Here is a 17,937-nt window from a genome sequence, read left to right as displayed (position 1 = left end):
GTGCTGGCGGACCCGTATGCCACCGTCCGTGAGCGTCGGCGTCACAAGCTTCCCGATCGTATGGAGGATCCACCATGACCCACGGCGGGGATCTGTTGACACAGCGCGACGACTCCGGCACGCGGCCGAATTTCACGCAGCAGGTTCGCGGGTACGACAAGCGCCAGGTCGACCAGTACCTCAACCAGCTGGACCGGCAGATCAACAACCTCACCGCCGAGCGCAAGCGCGCCGCCGGTCAGGCACAGGATCTGGCCAACCAGGTCCAGGACCTCACCTCGCAGCTCAAGCAGCTGCAGGCCGAGGTCGCCGAGGTGCGCCAGCGCCCCGCCCGCGTCGACCGGGCCTCGTTCCGCCACCTCGGCCCGATGGTCGACCAGATCCTGGCCCTGGCCGAGAAGCAGGCCGGCGTCATCATCGACAACACCGAGCAGAAGGCGGCCGAGCACCAGGCCAACGCCGAGAAGGTGCTCGCCGAGGCCAAGGAACGGGCCGAGAAGCTCATCGCCGACGGCGAGGCCGCGCACGAGCGCGCCGAGCAGGAGGCCAAGCGCATCAACGAACAGAGCGCGGAGCACCTCGAGAAGACCCGCGCCGAGGCCGACGCGCTCGCCGAGGCGGCCCGCCAGCAGGTGCTGCAGGAGGTCAAGGCCGGCCGCGCGCAGGCGCAGCAGGAACTGGCCCAGTGGAAGGCCAACGCGCAGCGCGAGATCGAGGAGCTCAAGGCCGCCTGCGACCGCGACCTCAACGAGCAGCGCGCCGCCACGGAGCGCGAGCTGACCACGCAGCGCCAGGCCGCCGACCAGAAGAACGCCGCGCTGCACGCCGACGCGCAGAAGTTCGCCTCGGACGTGCGCAAGCGGGCCGAGGACGAGAACGCGCGCCACCAGCAGCAGCTGACCGTGGTACAGCAGGACATCCAGGCCCGGCAGAAGGCCCTGGCCCAGCTGCAGACCGAGCTGGAGGCGACCCAGACGCAGCTCGGCGAGGCCCGCCGCGAGTCCACGACGCTGGGCCGCGAGGTCAACCAGCTCCAGCAGCGCCTGGCCGACACCAAGCAGAGCCTGACGAGCGAGCTGACCCGCCTCGAGCACGCCCGCCAGGCCGCCGACTCGGCCGAGCGGCACGCCAAGGAGGTCCGCGCCCGCGTCCAGCGCGAGGCCAAGCGCGTCGCCGACCTGGCCGCCGCGGCCGTCATGGCGGCCGCCGCGGGCGGCGCCGACACCGGCGAGTACCCGAAGGTCCCGGCCCCGGTCCGCCAGATCCCCGAGTCCCTGCCGACCCAGCCCGACAGCACCAGCGCCGCCGACGCCGACCCTCGCGTCGCCGCCGTGCGCCGCGAGGAGCCCGAGCACGCCTGACCCAGCCGCCACGGCCCGCACCCGGAATGCATCGACATTCCGGCTGCGGGCCGTCGCCGTCCGGACACTGTTTCAAGCTCGCTGCGCTCGCCCGGGGGAGCTTCGCTCCACCCGAACCCCCTCAACACCTGCAGCGGCGCGCCCGACGACGAGGAGCCGCTCCGGCTCGGCGCAGGCGTTCGGCCGGGCCGTGGTGCCCTCGCGCAGGGTCTCGACGTGGAAGGTCCGATCGCCCGGCGACCACACCTTCCCGAGCCGGCGTCAGGGTCGCAACGGCGCGCGAGCGGGCGTTACCGGCCCCGCTCGCGCGCCGTTGCGATCCTGATGACCGATGCATTCCGGCAGCGGCTACTCGTTGCGGGCGGTCTCCGGGCCGGTGACGCGCTCCAGCAGCGGTAGCGTCGAGGCGATGATGGCCAGCGACACGGCCAGGCCGGTCGCGGCCAGGGCGTAGAAGCTCCAGCCCGGTGGGGACAGGGTGTAGTCCATCTGCGCCCGCAGGAACAGCTGCGCGGCGCCGAAGCCGGTGACCGAGGCGAGGACCGCGACCGCGAGCAGCGGCACGGCGCTCTCCAGGGCCACGACACGACGCAACATCCGCAGCGGTACCCCGGTCAGCCGCAACAGGCTGAACGGCCTCCTGCGGTCGCTGATGCCCGCCGCGACGCTCACCGCCAGGCTGCAGCCCGCGATCGGCAGGCTGAAGAGCATGATGGCGTTGGCCAGCTGCTGGTACAGGTGGAGCTGGCTGCGCTGGTCGCCGGAGAAGTCGACCTCGGTGGCCGGGCCGACCTCGAAGTCGGGGAACTGCTGCTCCAGCACCGTGCGGGCCCGCTCGTGCGCGGCGGCGGTGCCGTCCAGGCCGACGACCAGGATATCGACGGGGGTGGCGGCGGCCTCCGCGGCGGTGATCGGCGACGCCGGCCAGACGGTCGACGAGCCGGTGGAGGGCCAGTCGTGGCGGGTGCCGACCAGGTCCCACCAGATCGCGGCCGTCTCGGCGCCGGGTGCGCAGCTGCCGTACTGCGGAATCTTCGCCAGCTCCGAGCACGCGATCAGGTTGGAGGGCACGTCGGGGCGGTCGCTGTGCGGGTTGCGGTGCAGCGTGACGGCGAACGTGATGCCAGGGGTGGCGCGCAGGCGGTCCGGCACGCCGTCGGGGACGGTCCCGCCCTCGTTGGGGAACTGCTGCAACATCGTGACGGTCGACAGCGGGTCGTTGTGCACCGTGCGGCGCTCGACCATCGTGGTGATGACGCCGGTGGCGACGCTGACCACGAACAGGCCGAGCATGACGCCGCTGACCGCCCGGAACGCGGCCTGCGGGTTGTCGGCGAGGCGGCGGGCGGCGACCAGGGAAGGCAGCCGCCGGGCGCGGCGCGCCATCAGCCGGGCGCCGACCATGGTGATCCACGGGCCGGCGAGCACGAGGCCGCTCATGATCACCAGGAAGCCCGGCAGGAAGGCGGCGACCTGTGCGTTGGAGTTGTGCGGGGTGCGGCCGATGAAGTACGCCAGCTCCGCCAGGCCCGCGACGACGGGGATCAGCCGCCACGCCCCCGGCGGCTTGGGGGTGGTGCGGCGGGCGACGCCGAGCGGCGAGATGCGCACCCGGCGCATCGCGATCCACGACACGCCCGCGGCCGCGAGGGGCACACCGAGCGCGACGATCACCATCGCGAGCCAGCCCGGCGACAGGTCGTCCGGATAGGGCCGCAGCCCGGTGATGGGGTACTGCGCCATCGCCATCCGTAGCGCCGGGAACAGCGCGAAGCCGGCGGCGGCGCCGATCACGGCCGCGGCCGCGGACTCCACGGCGGCCAGGCCCGTGACCTGCCGAGGGGTCGCGCCGACCAGGCGCATCGCGGCGAAGCGCTGTTCGCGACGGGCCGCGCTGAGCCTGGTCGCGGTACCGATGAAGATGAGCACGGGGAAGAGCAGGCCACCGGCGATCACGGACAGCACCAGGTCCAGCGCGGCGGTCGGGATCTCCATCCCTTCGTTCGAGATCGACGTGACCTCGCGCGCGCGGGGGATCCCGCCCACCTCGCCGGGCGTGCGCCCGACGACGGCGACGAGCGCGTCGGGCGAGGAGAGCCCGGAGTCGGCGATGATGCCGGCCTCGTGGCCCGGGAAGCGGGCGCCGAGCTGGTCGACGGGGTTGTCCTCGATGAGCCGGTGCAGGGCGGGCGAGACGTAGTACTCCCCCGGCGCCGGCAGCCGCGGAATGCCCGGCACGGCCGGCGGATTGGGGCCCTTCAGCCCGACCTCGATGCGCTCGATCGCGCTCGCGCCGAAGTAGTCGTTGCGGTGCACCCACACGACCGGGTCGGCCGGCGCCGCCGTCGCGGACGGCTGCGCGGCCATCCAGCCGATCCGGCTGAACTGCGCGTTGAGGCCCCGGACCCCGCCGACCGTGGCCAGCAGCAGCCCGACGCCGAGCGCGACCGCGGCGGCGATGACGACGAACCGTACGAACGCCTCGCGCCCGCTGGCCAGGGCGAGGCGCAGCCCGAAGCGGATCACGACCCGCTCCGCCCGGCGGCGAGGGCGTGCACACGTCCGTCGCGCACGACGACCTCCCGGTCGGCGTACACGGCGACCCGCGGCTCATGCGTCACGAGCACGACGGTCGTGCCGTGCTCCCGCGCCGCACCGACCATGAGGTCCATGACCTGCTCACCGGTGAGCGAGTCCAGCGACCCGGTCGGCTCGTCGGCGAACAGCACCCGCGGCCTGTTGATCATCCCGCGCGCCAGCGCCACCCGCTGCGCCTGCCCGCCGGACAGCTCACCGGAGCGCCGCCGCTCCATCCCACCGATCCCGAGCCGCTCCAGCCACTCCCGCGCCTGCCGCAGCGCCTCACCGCGCCTGACCCCGCCGAGCAGCAACGGCAGCGCGACGTTCTCCTCGACGGTCAGCTCCGGCACCAGCTGCCCGAACTGGAACACGAACCCGAACCGCTCCCGCCGCAGCGTGCTGCGCGCCTGCTCGCCGAGCGAGTCGATGCGCCGCCCCTCGAACCGGATCTCGCCGGCCGTCGGCGAGAGGATCCCCGCCAGGCAGTGCAGCAGCGTGGTCTTCCCCGATCCGCTGGGCCCCATGATCGCGACGATCTCCCCCGCGTCGGCGTCGAACGACGCCCCGCGCAACGCCGGCGTCTCCCCGAACGACAGCACGGCGTCACGCGCCTCGATGATCGGGCTCATCGCCGCACCAGCCCGGCGAGGTGGTCCAGCCGCGCCGTGGTCAGCTCGATCCAGCGCAGGTCCGCCTCGAGGTGGAACAGCCCGTGATCGGCCAGCATCGCCTCGATGAGGTCGTCGCCCTTCTTGATCTCGTGCAGCTCGCGCATCCGCTGCAGGTGCGCCGCGCGCTGCGTGTCGAGGTACTCCTCCGCGGGCCGGTTCAGCATCAGCGACAGCATCACCTTCGAGAACAGCACCGTCTGCAGGTGCGGCTCCGGCTCGACCGGCAGCGTGAGCCACTGGTCGACCTCGGTCGCCCCGAGCTCGGTGATGACGTAACGCTTCCGGTCCGGCCCCTCACCCGCCGCCACCTCGCTGATGACGACCTTCCCGTCACGGGCGAGCCGCCCGAGCGTCGAGTACACCTGCCCGAACGGCAACGGCCGCCCGCGCCCGAAGAATGTGTCGTAGTCGCGTTTGAGGTCGTAGCCGTGGCTGGGCTCGCGCTCGAGCAGCCCGAGCAGGGTGAGGGGAACGCTCATGCGGATGACCATACACCACGGATATACACCCGGTATATACCCCCGAGGAATAGCCCATCGATCTGCGGCATTTCTTGACCCGGCGGTACCTCGGCTCGGACTTTTACGACAAGTCGGGCGCTGGCGCGCCACAACTTATCGGATTTATACCCTGACGGGCGTCAAAACGGTACGAAAGTCATCACGGCGGCCGGTTGCCGGCGGTCCTGCTCCCGCGATCGTGGAGTCCAGGCATCTACGGCACGCGGCGGGCACACCGCTCGGGCGCTCCCGCGCCGCGGCGCACCGCCAAGGGCGCGCGGCGCACCGCCAAGGGCGCGCGGCACACCACCAAGGGCGCGCGGCACACCGCCAAGGGCGCGCGGCACACCGCCAGGGGCGCGCGGCACACCGCCAGGGGCGCGCGGCACACCGCCAGGGGCGCGCTCCGGCGCCCGGAGGCATCAGGAGATGCGGGCCACCGCGCCGTAGCAGGCGACGTCCTCGGCGGACGGGCGCGGCCCCGGCACGTCATCGGCGTGCCAGTACGCGACCGACGTGATGCCCGGCTCGACCAGGTCGAACTTCGACAGCAGCTCGGCGAACCTGGTCCCGGTCCGCGGCTGGAAGCGCCCGTCCGGGTTGTTGGCGGTCAGCTTGGCGATCGTTTCCTCGGGCAGGTACTCCCAGGTGGCGTGGGAGGCGACGACGAAGCTGCCGGGCGCGAGGGCGTCCGTCAGGGCGTCGATGATCTCCTGCGGGTGCTCGTCCTCGCGCACGAAGTGCAGCACCGCGACCAGCAGCAGCCCGACCGGCTCGGACAGGTCGAGGGTCGCGGTCAGGTCGGGGTGCGACAGGATGGAGGCGGGTTCGCGGACGTCGGCGTCGATGTACGCGTTCGTCCCGCCCGGCGCGCTCGTGAGCAGCGCCCGCGCGTGGGTGAGCACGATCGGGTCGTTGTCGACGTACACCACGCGCGTGGAGGGATCGACGTCCTGGGCCACCTCGTGGGTGTTGTTCGGCGCCGGGATGCCGGTGCCGATGTCCAGGAACTGCCGGATGCCCTGCTCGGCCAGATAGCGCACGGCCCGGCCCATGAACGCGCGGTTCTCCAGCGCCATGAGCTTGACGCCCGGCATCGCGGCGGCGATGGCGTCGCCGGACGCACGATCGGCGGCGAAATGGTCCTTACCGCCGAGCCAGTAGTTGTACCGCCGGGCCGGGTGGGCGACGGTCGTGTCGATGCGGGCGAGCGCGTCGTCGGTGGTGTCCATCAGTGCCATATCGTAGTCATCGGCCGCCACGATTGGCAGACGCCGCCGTTGGGTACGCGGCATTCGTGAACGTCACGGTCGTGGCACACCGCAAGAAGACGCTCGGCGGCGGCCTGGCCGAGCTGCGCCGCGAGCTGCAGCGCGCCGGGGTCGGCGAGTTCGGCTGGCATGAGGTACCGAAGAGCAAAAAGGCACCCAAGCACGCCCGGAAGGCGGCCGAGTCGGGCGCCGACGTCGTCTTCGTCTGGGGCGGCGACGGCATGGTGCAGCGCTGCGTCGACGCCCTGGCCGGCACGGACGTCACCGTCGCGATCGTGCCGGCCGGCACGGCGAACCTGTTCGCGGCGTCGCTGGGCATCCCGCGCGATATCCGCGCCGCCGTGCGCATCGGCCTGACGGGCCGGCGCCGCCGGTACGACCTGGGCAGCATCGAGGGCGAGCACTTCGCCGTGATGGCGGGCGCCGGCTTCGACGCGGCCCTGATCGAGGACGCCGACCGCCGCCTGAAGCGCCGCGCCGGCCGCTTCGCCTACGTCCGCACGGCCCTGCGGCACGTCCGCGACGCCCCGGTCCACACCATCGTGCACGTGGACGACCAGCCGTGGTTCGAGGGCCCGTCGACCTGCCTGCTGCTGGGCAACATCGGCACGATCGCCGGCGGCATCAAGGCCTTCGACGACGCAAGCCCTTTCGACGGCCGCCTCGAGGTCGGCGTGGCCACCGCGCACGGCGTCCTGCAGTGGGCCCGCACGATCGGCCGCATGGCAACGGGCCGCACCGACAAGTCACCGTTCGTGCGAATCGCCAGCGCCAGGAAGGTGTACGCCGAGTTCGCCGAACCCGTCCTGCTGGAGCTCGACGGCGGCGCCCGCAAGCGCGTGAAGCGCCTGGAGGCCGAGGCCGTACCCGCCGCCATCACGCTGGCCGTGCCCGACTCATGAGCGGCGCGGTCCGCACAAGGGCGGACCGCGCCGGGGCGACGAACGCAGGGCTACTTGTTCGGCGAGCGATCGGGCGTCCTGACCACTGCGGCGTGCCAGGCCGTTCCATCACGAGGAGAGGCGGAAACGCATGCGGCACACGATGGCGGTGGTGTGGCGGCGCAGCGCGCGGTCGATCACGGCGCCGCGGTGGTTGCGCAGCAGGCGCTCCCAGGGGTGCGCCGGCTCGATCTCGGCGATGAGCGCGAACGTGCGGCGGCCGGCGCAGTGCGCGTTGACGAAGGTGGCGATCGGGCGGCCCAGGTCGCGGTGCGGCGCGTCAACGAGGGCGAGGGGCACGGTCGCGGTGAGCACCGCGCCGGTGGCGTTGAGCACGAGACGCGCGCGGTGGCCGCGACCGCGCCAGTGCCGGACCATGCCGACCTGGGCGATGGTGAAGCCGATGAAGACGCCGATGGCGAAGAGCGGCACGAGCGCGTTCATGCTGCCGCCGGCGGCCACGAGCAACAGGGCCGAGGCGCCGGCCAGGACGAGGACGCCGTAGCGGTACACCTGGCGATCGGCGCGCAACGCGAACACGTGCGGCAGGAAGTGGTCGGTGGCCAGCAGGCGGGCGAGGACCGGCAGGCCGCCGAAGGAGGTGTTCGCGGCGAGGGCGAGCAGGACCGTGGTGGCCACCTGCACCACGTAGAACCCGGCGCCGTGGCCGAGGGCGCGCTCGGTGATCTGCGCGAGGACGGTGGTGCCGGGTTGCGGATGGATGTGGTACCTCGCGATCAGCGCCGCGATCCCCAGCAGCATCGCGGCCAGCAGCGCGCCGAGCGCGACCTCGGTGCGCTGGGCGCGGCGCACGGCGGGCGCCCGGAAGGACGGCACGGCGTTGGCGATCGCCTCCACGCCGGTGAGCGCCGCGCAGCCGTTGGCGAACGCCTTGAGCAGCAGCAGCGGCCCGACGGAGCCCGAGAGCGACGGCGGCGACGGCGGCGCGCTCCGCAGCAGGCCGAGCACGACCACGACGCCGACCGAGCCGACGAACACCGCGGTGGGCAGCATGAACGCGCGGGCGCTGTGCGCGACGCCGCGCAGGTTGACCGCGGTGATCGCGGCCAGCACGCCGAGGCACAGCTCGACGGTGTACGGCAGCAGCGCCGGGAAGGCGGCGGTGAGCGCGGCGACGCCGGCGGCGACGGAGACGGCGACGTTGAGCACGTAGTCCACGACGAGGGAGGCGGCGGCGACGAGGCTCGCGCGGCGGCCGAGGCGGGCCTTCGCGACGGCGTACGCGCCGCCGCCGTCGGGGAAGGCGGCGATCACCTGCCGGTACGACAGGGTGAGCACGGCCAGCAGCAGCGCGATGGCGGCGGTGACCGGCAGCGCGTACCCGAGCCCGGCGCTCCCGGCTGCGGCGAGGACGAGCACCACCGCCTCCGGCCCGTACGCGACGGACGCCATCGCATCGAGCGACAGCGCCGCCAGCCCGCCCAGCACCGTCAAGCGGTGTCGATCCCCCGCGCTCACCGAGCTCATGGCGGCATCACAGCGCCGGCCGGGCGCGGGGGCCATGTTCTTGACGAAAAAGCTACGCGGCTGTGCGCCGCGTCACCGTCGGGTCACCCCGGGGTGGCGTCCGGTAGCCTTCGGTACATGGTGCTGAGGACCCCGGACTCGGCGGCCGGGGCCGCCGGGTTGGCCGCGATCCTGGACCGCCCGCGGGAGGCGTCGCTGGCCTTCGACTTCGACGGCGTGCTGTCGCCGATCGTCGCCGACCCGGGGCAGTCGCGGCCGTTTCCCGGCATGGTGGCCGCGCTGGGGCGCCTCGCCGAGCTGATCGGCTCGGTCTCGATCATCACCGGGCGCCCGGTGGAGGCGGTCCTGCGCCTCGGGGACCTCGGCGACCTGGCCGCGCTGGAGCACTTCGCGATCTTCGGGCTCTACGGGATGCAGCGCTGGGACTGGGAGAGCCGCTCGGTGGTGTCCGAGCCGGTGCCGCCCGGGGTGGCGGCGGCCCGCGCCGAGCTGCCGGCGCTGCTGGACCGGCCGCACCTGCGCGGCGTGGCCGTCGAGGACAAGGCGATGTCGGTGGCGGTGCACACCCGCCGGGCCGACGAGCCGCAGGCGGCGCTCGAGGCGCTGCGCGAGCCGCTGCGGGAGCTGGCCGGCCGGCACGGGCTCGCGCTGGAGCCGGGCCGGATGGTGCTGGAGCTGCGCCCGCCCGGCGTGGACAAGGGCCACGCGCTGGAGGCGATCGTCGGGCGGCACCGCGCCCGTTCGGTGGCCTACTTCGGCGACGACCTCGGCGACCTGGCCGCCTTCGACGCCGTCGAGCGGCTGCGGGAGGCGGGCGTGGCCGGGCTGAAGGTGTGCAGCGGGTCGGACGAGGTGCCGCAGCTGGCGGCCCGCGCCGATCTCATCGTCGACGGGCCGCCTGGCGTGCTCGAGTTTCTCGAGGGCCTCAACGAGCGCCTGAAATAACCTCGGCGAGCGCGGTGAGCTTCTCCTCGACGAAGGTCTCGTCGGCGTCCAGCGCGGCGGCGACCGCGTCGGGGTCCGGCTCGAAGCCGGCGGCCTCGGCCCACGCGACGAGCGCGGCGACGGCCTCGGCACCGTCGAGCAGCTCCTCGTCCTCCGGGGGGCCGTAGTCCTCCAGCAGCTGCGGGTTGACGGCGACCTGCCGGGCCTCGCCGGGGCCGGTGGCGGCGGCGAGGATGGCGCAGTCGCTGTCCAGCACAAACGCGGCCAGCGCCGGTGCGCCGGTCCGCTCGGCGATCGACCGGGCGAGCCGCCCCGGGTCGCCCTTGCCCTCGGCCTGGAACAGCCGCCAGCCCCCGCCGAGGTCGTCGTCGCTGAGCACGGCGCCGATCGCGACGCCAAGGGCGGCCGGGTCCGGCGTGCGGGCCGCGGCAACGTATCCCCAGAATCCCATGCGCCGGATGATAACGATCAAGCCCCGGCCCCCCGTTGCCGGGGAGCCGGGGCTCAGGTTGGTGCGGGCAGGCGGCCAGCGCCGGTGCGGCATTGACTAGGTTTATTGCTTCTCAGGCAATCCCTCGGTTACCCCGATGTGGAATCGGAGGGGCTGTCGCCGGGCCTGACTCAGTCCCGCATGTCCTCTATTCAACCGCCGGCGAACCGTTGCGGTCAAAGCATTTACGCCGCGGTCGCGAACAACGACGCGTAGACGAGCCGGTCGCCGTCGGTCACGTACTGCCCGGCGACCGGGCCGCTGTCCACGGTGGACAGGCGCAGGCCGAGGTAGCGCTCCTCCTCGACCGGCTCCCCCGGCTGCCACGCGGCGCGCGCCAGCCACTCGGCGACCTCGTCGGCCACCCCGCGGCGGCGCGCCGCGAGCTCGGCCCGCAGCCCGTCGACGCTGGTCGCGCTCAGGGCGGCGCCCTCGCCGGGCTCGCCCGCCGAGAACCAGGCGGCCGGGCCGTAGGCGAAGCAGGCCAGGGCCGTCCAGACCTCGGCGAAGTACGCCGGGTCGGGCGCGATCTCCACCCCGGCGAGCGCGCCGCCGACGAAGAACAGCGCGCCCAGCTGCCCGTCGAGCGGCTCGAGGCGGCTCTGGAACTGGGTGAGCCCGGCCCGCTGCCGCGTGAGCACCTGCTCGAGGTGCCCGCGCGCCGGCAGGCCGTAGCGGCCGTTGAACGAGCCGATCGCCGACCACAGCTTGCTGTACTGCGCGACGCCCCGCTGGCGCAGCGCCGCCGCCCGCAGCTCCACCGGCAGGACGAAGAACCACTGGTCGTCCCGGCCGGCGAGGTAGCCGCCCTGCGATTCCTGCACGCAGCAGGCGTCGTCGAAGCGCAGCGTCTGCCCGGCGGCGATGAACGCCGAACGGCACAGGGCGTGGTTCTGCGCCGCGTCCTGGATGTAGCCGACGTGCAGCGGCACGATGGCGACACCGGACGAGGCCGGGTTGGTCAGCTCCACCTGGCCGTAGTGCACGACCCGGCTGAGCTTCAGCCCGCTGCGCGGCGGCACGATCCCCGGGTAGGCCGGGCCGAAGACCGGCACCATGGTGAGCGTGCCGGCCCGCTGCGGCGTGCCGAGGCGGAAGCCCGACGCGTCGACCGCGCGCGGGAGCATGGCGAGCTGGTTCATCGCAGCTGAACCTCCAATACGTCGAGTCGGCGCCGCAGCTCCCGGCCGATCCACCGGCCGGCCTCGGCACCGTCCACATGGGACAGCATCCACAGCACGAGCGCGGCGAGGTCCGCCGAGTGCCAGAAGGTGCGCAGCGGCAGCCCGTCGGCGGCGCGGCGCAGCGACAGGTCGTCGGCCCGGCCGAACGCGGCCTGGCAGAACACGACCGGCGCGCGCACCCCGGCGCCCGGCAGCGCGGCGGCCACCCGGGCCAGGTCGCCCGGGTACACGTTCTCGTAGCCGTCGGAGGCGACGGCCACGACGTCGGGCTCGTGCGCGACGGCGTCGAGCACCGCGCCGGCGAGGTCGGTGTGCCCGCCCGGCCGCCCGTCCGGCAGCCCGCCGGCCTGGACCACGACCAGCCGCTCGCACAGCCGGTCCAGGACCATCCGCAGCGCGGCGACCTGCGACATCACGGCCCACTCGCGGTTGCCGTAGCCGCGCATCGACGCGGAGGCGTCCACGACGAGCGCGATCCGCCCGCCGTAGCGCGGCATGCCGTCGGTGAGTGCGCGCGCGTAGCCGTCGGCGGCCGCCTCGAGCTCGGCGCTCGGCCCGCCGCGCAGGGCGTGCACGAGCGTCGCGGCGAGGTCGCCCCGGTTGGTGGCGGTCACCGTGCCGGGCCGCTCCCCCGCGAGGTCCAGGTCGAGCGTGGCCGGCGGCGGCGCGAGCACGGCCGTCCCCGCGGGCTCGTAGAGCGCGGCGACGCCACCGGCGGCGTACCGCCCGCGCGCGGTCGCCTTGCCCAGCGCGTGCTCGAAACAGTCCACGGCCATGCCGCGCCGAGCCCGGATCAGCTCCGCGGCGTGCGGGTGCTCGAACAGCACGGCCAGCGTGGTGCGCGTGACGTGCTTGTGGTTGGCCCGCCGCCGGCGCGCCGCGAGCAGCACGGTGAGCACGTCGGCGGGCGGCAGCCCGAGCGCGAGGACCCGGGTCACCCGGTTCAGGGTGTCCCGCGTGCCCGGCTCGATCCCCGCCCAGGAGGCGGTGAGCAGGCGCAGCAGGATCCGGGCGCGCTGCCCGGCCAGCGCGCCCGGCGCGAGCGCGGACAGCGCGTAGCCCTCGGGGTCGGCGCGGTGCGCCGCGACGTGCAGCTCCTCGTCGTCCCAGACGACGGCGCCGGCGCGCGGCACCCGCAGCACCCCGTCATGGTGCTGGAGGTGGTGCACGAAGGTGTTGGTCACCCCGATGACGTTAGGGACCAGAAAATCGGTGGAGCCAGCGGTTTTCGTTGTGTTGTCCTTTATGGACTCGGGTCCGTGCAACGCACGACCGTTGTTCCCACCAGACACCGCTTCGCTGCCACGTCCGTGGTGCCAGGAACAAACCTCAGCGGGGCAGCTGCTGCAGGATGATGCGCGCGATCGAGGCGACGAGCGCGCGATCCTCGGTGTGCGCGAAGGCCGGCGCGTCGCGGGTTCCCCGGCCGCACAGCGCCGCCGTGTAGCGGGGCGCGACGACGACCACCGCGCACTCCTCCGTCGCGGAGTCCACAGTGGACGGGCCGGGGGCGAAGTGGACGTTCGGGCCGACGGACGCCGGGTGCACGGGCGCGACCAGGCCGACGAACGCGGCCAGCTCCGACAGGCCGTGCAGCGACGGCAGCCACGAGCGCGCCGTGTCCGCGTCGGTGCACGAGGCGAGGACCACCGCGCCCGAGCCGGCCCGGCGCAGCACGTGCTCGAGGTGCGCGGCGAACGCCTCGGCGGTGCCGGTGCGCGCCTTGCCCCGCGCCGCGGCCGCCTCGAACGGCGTGCCGGCCGGCAGGTGCAGGCCGGGCCGCGACGGGCGCAGGACCGCGGCGGCACCGGCCTCGCCCGGCGCCATTCGCTCGATCGGGGCCGGGCCGCCGAACAGCAGCCCCTGCCCCCAGTGGGCGCCGAGCGCCCTGGCGTTGGCGAGGTCCTCGGCGGTCTCGATGCCCTCGGCGACGATGAGCGCGCCGGTCTGCTCCGCGACGGCGCTGACCGCCGCGGCCACCTCCACGGTCCGCGGCGCGTGCGGCGCCCGCAGCAGCTGCAGGTCGAGCTTCACGACCTCGGGCTCGAGCAGCGGCAGGAAGGCCAGCGACATCGGGTCGGCGCCGACGTCGTCGAGGGCGAGCCCGTGCCCGTGCGCCTGAATCGCCGCGGCGAGCTGCAGCAGCGCCGCCGGCCGGGACGACAGGGCGCGTTCGGTGTACTCCAGGACCATCCGGAACGGCGGCCCGTCGGTCATGAGCTCCAGCAGCCGCGCCGACAGCGGCTGGTCGACGACGGCCGGCTCCGCGTTGACGAACACGAGCGGCGGCGGCACCGGCGCGCCCCGCGCCACTTCGAGGGCCCGTTCGGCGCACAGCGTGTCGAGCTCCGCGAGGCGCCCGGCCGCGACGGCGGCCGCGAACAGCGCCCGCGGGCGCTGCACGGCGCTGCCGGCGGGCCCGCGCGCGAGCGCCTCCACGCCGACGGGCCGCAGCGAGTGCAGCTCGACGATCGGCTGGAACAGCGGCTCGACGGCCCGCTCGGCGAGCACCCGTTCGATGGCCCAGGCTCCCCCGGCCGTGTGGGCCGTGATGTCCTCGGTGGTCTCGTCGTCGAAGGCGGCCGGGGCGATCGTGGCGGCGCGGCGCGATCGTGGCGCCAGGGTGCGGCCGACCCAGGAGACGCGGGAGCGGAACGACGAGGGCCGCAGCGGCGCCGGTACCGGCACGGACACGGAGGGTGACATCGCGGTGGCTGGGAGCGGAATGTTGGGCCGGTCCTGGGCCTGCATGCCAACCTCCCGGCTCGACACCGCCGTGTGCCCCGCTCACCGAGACCCTAGACCCTGACCCGCCCGGCAAACCAGCCGAGCAGGTCAGGGCCCTGTATCCGGAGATCGGGGGCGGTGGATCAGGCGGTGGCCGCGATCACCTCGACCGACTGGGTGTCGGCGCTGATCGCCGAGTCCGAGTACCGGCAGTCGCGCAGCTTCTTCTGGGAGTACAGCTGCGTCTGGTCGGTGTAGTGCGACGAGGCGCTGTCGCCGGACTCGCTGAAGGTGAGGATGCACTTGGCCGACGGCCCGCTCGACGTGTACGCCAGGGTCAGCAGGAAGCTGGTCCCGTAGTTCACGACGTAGCCCTTGTCGGTGAGGTCGCTGCCGGCGACGAAGGTGCCCGGGTCCATGAACGGCTCCAGGGACGAGCCCGGCAGGGGCTGGTACTGCGCCATGTTCGCGATGCCGATGTTCTCCGTCGAGCCGGGCACCGGGATCTTCTGGCCGTTCTTCACGGTGTACTGCACCTGGGACATCGGCACGTTGAGCGCGAGGCCGACGGCCCGCATCCGCAGGATGGCCCGGGCCAGCCCGGCCAGCAGCTCGTCCGGCGACGAGGGCCCGCCGCGCGGGGTGCGGGTCGGGTCGGCGGGGTTGAACGGCGTGCCGAACAGGGCACCGGCGTCGTCCAGCGCGCCCGGGTTGTTCGCCACGACGGCGCCGACGGTCTCCCGCCACAGCACCGCGCCGCGGCTGGCGAGCTCGAACTGCTTGTCCCAGTTGGCAAGCACGGTGCAGCCGGGGCTGACGTCGACGCTCGCGCCGTCCACGACCACGGGCCTGCTGCCGCGGGCCCGGCAGGCGGTGACGGTGTAGGCGGCCAGCTGCGCGGCGGTGTACGTGTCGCCGGACAGAATCGTGGTGCCCAGGCCGGCGAGGTCGAACTTCGCGGCGCTGTTGATGAGCTTCACGTTCTGCCGGGTGCGCACCGTCAGCGGCGTGCCCTCCGGGCCCTGCAGCGGCGTGAAGCCGGTCAGGAACTGGTTGGCGTTGGGCACCCAGTGGCTGTCGTTGGAGTTGAACACGTAGTCGCGGCGCTGCAGCTGCGGCTGTTGCGCGAACGGCACGAGGCCGGGCGAGCGGGCGCCGGGCGCGACGACCCAGGCGTTGGCGCTGTTGCTGCCGTCGAGCAGGCCGAGGGGGTTGCTCGACCACTCGGCGAGCGAGGCCGGCGAGAGGTTGGGCGTCGGCGAGGAGTCGACGTAGAAGGCGTTGCCGGAGGAGTCGGTCGCGATCGTGTTGACCCACGGGATGCCCTGGTCGCGCGAGATCGAGGCGCGCAGCCCGTTGACGTCGGTGGCGCGGGCCATGTTCCACCAGACCCGGGTCAGCCGGTCGTTGTCGATGTTGGCGTCGCGGTAGCTGATCGCGGTCTGCCCGTTCCAGCCCAGCGACGGGTCGATGGCCGAGAGGTCCAGGACCGGGCCGTAGCGCGTCGACCACATGGTGCGGGTGAGGCTCTGCAGCGAGCCGTTGGGCTGCTTGACCTTGACGGTGACCGACTTGCCGGTCATCGCCTCGGACTGTCCGTCGACGATGTACTTCGTCGGCGACGACGGGTCGAGCGTCATCAGGTAGAACGTGTAGCGCGAGCCGGCGGCGATCGTGTGCGTCCACGCGACCTTGTCGGTGAAGCCGATCTGCACGCCGGGCAGGCCGCCCAGGCTCGCGCCGTAGACGTTGACGTTGCCGGCGACCGTCAGCTGCGACTCCCAGAAGCGCAGCTCGCCCTCCCACGGGAAGTGCGGGTTGCCGATGAGCATGCCCTTGCCGCTCTGCGACTTGTCGGCGCCCAGGGCCCAGCCGTTGCTGGACAGCGACTTGCTCTGGCCGGTCAGCTGCTCCACGCCGTCGCGGGTGAGCGCCGGCGAGATCGGCAGCGCCGCGGCCGCGCTCGGCGGCGTGGCCGCGGCGATCGGGGCGAGCAGCGCGCCGCCGCTGGCGAGTAGGGCGATGTCGCGCTCGTAGGCCAGCAGGTCCACATTGGTGATCGGCGCGATCCACGGCTGCCCGGCGCACCAGCCGGGCACGCGCGCGGCGCCCCGGGTGGCCAGGAAGGCGTTGTAGCCGCGCACGTAGCCGTTGACGATCTGCAGCTCCTCGGGCTGCAGCTGCGCGAGCTGGGTGCGGGCGCGGTCGTAGAGGCCGAGGGAGCCGTAGGCGAAGTCGGTGGCGAGGTTGGCGCCGTCCGGTCCGGGGCCGAACCAGCGGGAGCGCTCGCCGCGCACCTTGACGATCTGGTCGGCGAGGTCGCAGAAGCGGTCCTCGGCGTAGGCCCATGCCTGGCCGAAGGCGACGCTGCCGATGCTGTTGGCGCTGATGTGCGGCACGCCGTAGGAGGTGCGTTTGATGACGGCGGCGTACCCGCCGGAGGCGACCGCATCGGCGGCCGCGGCGGCCGGATCGGCCGTGGCGACGACGACGGCGGGGGCTAAGAGCGCGGCGGCGGCGAGCGCGTTGACGACCCGGCGGGTTCGGGACACGGTTCCTCCGACAAAGTACACGGGAGCTTCGCGGAAACTGAACGCATCAACCACAGTACGCAGCGTTATCACTGGTTTCAATGGCCACACCAGTCACACAACGCACAGCAGGCACATCGAAGCCGTTGAATCTTGAGGCATATACTGTGGTATACGCACCGGTGCCGTCGAGGTATACCTGGTCGCCGGTGCGCAGGTCCGCCGACAGCTCGACGTCGAACATGATCGTGTCCTGGCTGTCGCACGTCGGCCCGGTGAGGTGGAACCGGTCGCGCCGCGCGCTGCCCCGCGAGTCGGAGGCGGGAAACCGCAGCTGGTTGCCGGTTTCGAGGCTCTCCATGAGCCCGTTGAAGGCGCCCACGTCCAGGTGCGCCCAGCGCCGCCCGCCCCGCACGGCGGTGCCGATCACGTTCGCGCGGAGCCGGCCGGCCTCCGCTACGAGGGCGCGGCCGGGCTCGCAGACGGCGGCGACGGGATAGGGCAGCTGCGCAAGGCCGGCGCCGATCGTCGCCCAATAGTCGGTCATCGGCGGCGTCCTGCCGGCGTACCGTGCCGGAAATCCGCCGCCGAGGTTCACCATGTGCAAGAAGACATTTTCGGCGGCCAATTTGTTCATGACGTACGCGACGGCGCGCAGCGGTGCCCGCCAGGCATGCGGCAGGAGCATCTGCGAGCCGACGTGGAAGGCCGCGCCGTAGGGGCGCAGGCCGCGCTCGCGGGCGGCGAGCATGAGCGTCACCGCGGCGTCGACGTCGACGCCGAACTTGCCCTCGCTCGGCACGCCGCTGCGGATCTGGTGCGCGGCCAGCCGCACGAGCACCGCCGCGCCGGGCGCCGCCGCGGCGAGCTTGTCCAGCTCGTCCTCGGAGTCGAACGCGAAGCGCCACACCCCGGCCGCGTGCTGGCGGGCGATGTGCGCGATCGGCTTGACCGGGTTGCTCGACAGCACCTGCGCCGGATCGGCGCCGATCGCCAGCAGCGCGTCGAGCTCGGTCGCCGATGCGATCTCGAAGCGGCACCCGAGCGCGTGCAGCAGCGCCAGGATCTCCGGGTGCGGATTCGATTTCATGGCGAAGTGCACATTGACACCTGGCAAACCGGCGGTGAGCGTCCGGAATGCGGCGGCGACCCGGTCGAGGTCAATGACGAGTTCGGGGGCTGGCGGTGGGCCGTCGTGGCGGTCCATGGACCCTCCGGAGATCGCAAATGGCGACGGAATGAAGTCAC

General features: G+C 73.3%; 14 protein-coding genes. 3 read left to right on the top strand and 11 right to left on the bottom strand.

All coding sequences use genetic code 11. The annotated features are described in order from the left end of the window. Positions 1-74: 74 nt before the first annotated feature. Positions 75-1,361 (top strand): DivIVA domain-containing protein, encoded by a 1,287-nt coding sequence (locus ABD901_RS26535; protein WP_345130239.1) that lies wholly within the window; start codon positions 75-77, stop codon positions 1,359-1,361. A gap of 348 nt (positions 1,362-1,709) precedes the next feature. Here ABD901_RS26535 and ABD901_RS26530 read toward each other — a convergent pair whose 3' ends face one another. The 4 genes from ABD901_RS26530 to ABD901_RS26515 all read right to left on the bottom strand — a co-directional run bounded on the left by ABD901_RS26530 (position 1,710) and on the right by ABD901_RS26515 (position 6,344). After that, positions 1,710-3,887, bottom strand: a complete 2,178-nt coding sequence (locus ABD901_RS26530) for an FtsX-like permease family protein (protein ID WP_345130237.1) — start codon at positions 3,885-3,887, stop codon at positions 1,710-1,712. Beyond that, positions 3,884-4,570 (bottom strand): ABC transporter ATP-binding protein, encoded by a 687-nt coding sequence (locus ABD901_RS26525; RefSeq protein ID WP_345130235.1) that lies wholly within the window; start codon positions 4,568-4,570, stop codon positions 3,884-3,886. The genes ABD901_RS26530 and ABD901_RS26525 overlap by 4 nt, the downstream gene beginning before the upstream one ends. Further along, complete coding sequence (locus ABD901_RS26520; RefSeq protein WP_345130233.1) at positions 4,567-5,091, bottom strand: PadR family transcriptional regulator; 525 nt, start codon at positions 5,089-5,091, stop codon at positions 4,567-4,569. Before ABD901_RS26520 ends, ABD901_RS26525 begins: the two co-directional genes overlap by 4 nt. A gap of 443 nt (positions 5,092-5,534) precedes the next feature. Continuing rightward, the gene (locus ABD901_RS26515) at positions 5,535-6,344 is read right to left on the bottom strand and encodes an SAM-dependent methyltransferase (protein WP_345130230.1); all 810 of its coding nucleotides are present in this window, start codon (positions 6,342-6,344) and stop codon (positions 5,535-5,537) included. Between the two features lie 65 nt (positions 6,345-6,409). Here ABD901_RS26515 and ABD901_RS26510 point away from each other — a divergent pair, with 65 nt between their 5' ends. After that, positions 6,410-7,285, top strand: a complete 876-nt coding sequence (locus ABD901_RS26510; RefSeq protein ID WP_345130228.1) for a diacylglycerol/lipid kinase family protein — start codon at positions 6,410-6,412, stop codon at positions 7,283-7,285. A gap of 108 nt (positions 7,286-7,393) precedes the next feature. On the opposite strand, the gene ABD901_RS26505 is transcribed toward ABD901_RS26510, so the two are convergent. Then, positions 7,394-8,812, bottom strand: a complete 1,419-nt coding sequence (locus ABD901_RS26505; protein WP_345130226.1) for an APC family permease — start codon at positions 8,810-8,812, stop codon at positions 7,394-7,396. 117 nt (positions 8,813-8,929) lie between these two features. Between ABD901_RS26505 and otsB the strand changes: the two genes are divergently transcribed. After that, positions 8,930-9,757, top strand: coding sequence for a trehalose-phosphatase (gene otsB / locus ABD901_RS26500; RefSeq protein WP_345130224.1), 828 nt, complete (start codon positions 8,930-8,932; stop codon positions 9,755-9,757). On the opposite strand, the gene ABD901_RS26495 is transcribed toward otsB, so the two are convergent. The 6 genes from ABD901_RS26495 to ABD901_RS26470 form a co-directional block, all read right to left on the bottom strand. Continuing rightward, the gene (locus tag ABD901_RS26495) at positions 9,738-10,208 is read right to left on the bottom strand and encodes a hypothetical protein (RefSeq protein ID WP_345130222.1); all 471 of its coding nucleotides are present in this window, start codon (positions 10,206-10,208) and stop codon (positions 9,738-9,740) included. The genes otsB and ABD901_RS26495 overlap by 20 nt on opposite strands. Before the next feature lie 224 nt (positions 10,209-10,432). Further along, positions 10,433-11,389, bottom strand: a complete 957-nt coding sequence (locus tag ABD901_RS26490) for an ARPP-1 family domain-containing protein (protein WP_345130220.1) — start codon at positions 11,387-11,389, stop codon at positions 10,433-10,435. Continuing rightward, on the bottom strand, positions 11,386-12,615 hold the full coding sequence (locus tag ABD901_RS26485) for a vWA domain-containing protein (protein WP_345130217.1): 1,230 nt from the start codon (positions 12,613-12,615) through the stop codon (positions 11,386-11,388). The genes ABD901_RS26490 and ABD901_RS26485 overlap by 4 nt, the downstream gene beginning before the upstream one ends. A gap of 145 nt (positions 12,616-12,760) precedes the next feature. Next, the gene (locus tag ABD901_RS26480; protein ID WP_345130215.1) at positions 12,761-14,182 is read right to left on the bottom strand and encodes an EAL domain-containing protein; all 1,422 of its coding nucleotides are present in this window, start codon (positions 14,180-14,182) and stop codon (positions 12,761-12,763) included. A gap of 119 nt (positions 14,183-14,301) precedes the next feature. Then, on the bottom strand, positions 14,302-16,710 hold the full coding sequence (locus tag ABD901_RS26475) for a penicillin acylase family protein (protein ID WP_345130211.1): 2,409 nt from the start codon (positions 16,708-16,710) through the stop codon (positions 14,302-14,304). 46 nt (positions 16,711-16,756) lie between these two features. Next, positions 16,757-17,896: a type III PLP-dependent enzyme gene (locus ABD901_RS26470; protein WP_345130209.1), complete on the bottom strand. Its 1,140-nt coding sequence runs from the start codon at positions 17,894-17,896 to the stop codon at positions 16,757-16,759. Positions 17,897-17,937: the final 41 nt, after the last annotated feature.

The organism is Dactylosporangium darangshiense, assembly GCF_039537565.1.
GTDB classification, from domain to species: Bacteria; Actinomycetota; Actinomycetes; order Mycobacteriales; family Micromonosporaceae; genus Dactylosporangium; species Dactylosporangium darangshiense.
Note: the sequence above shows the minus strand (reverse complement) of the source record. Positions and strands in the feature narration are given on the sequence as shown.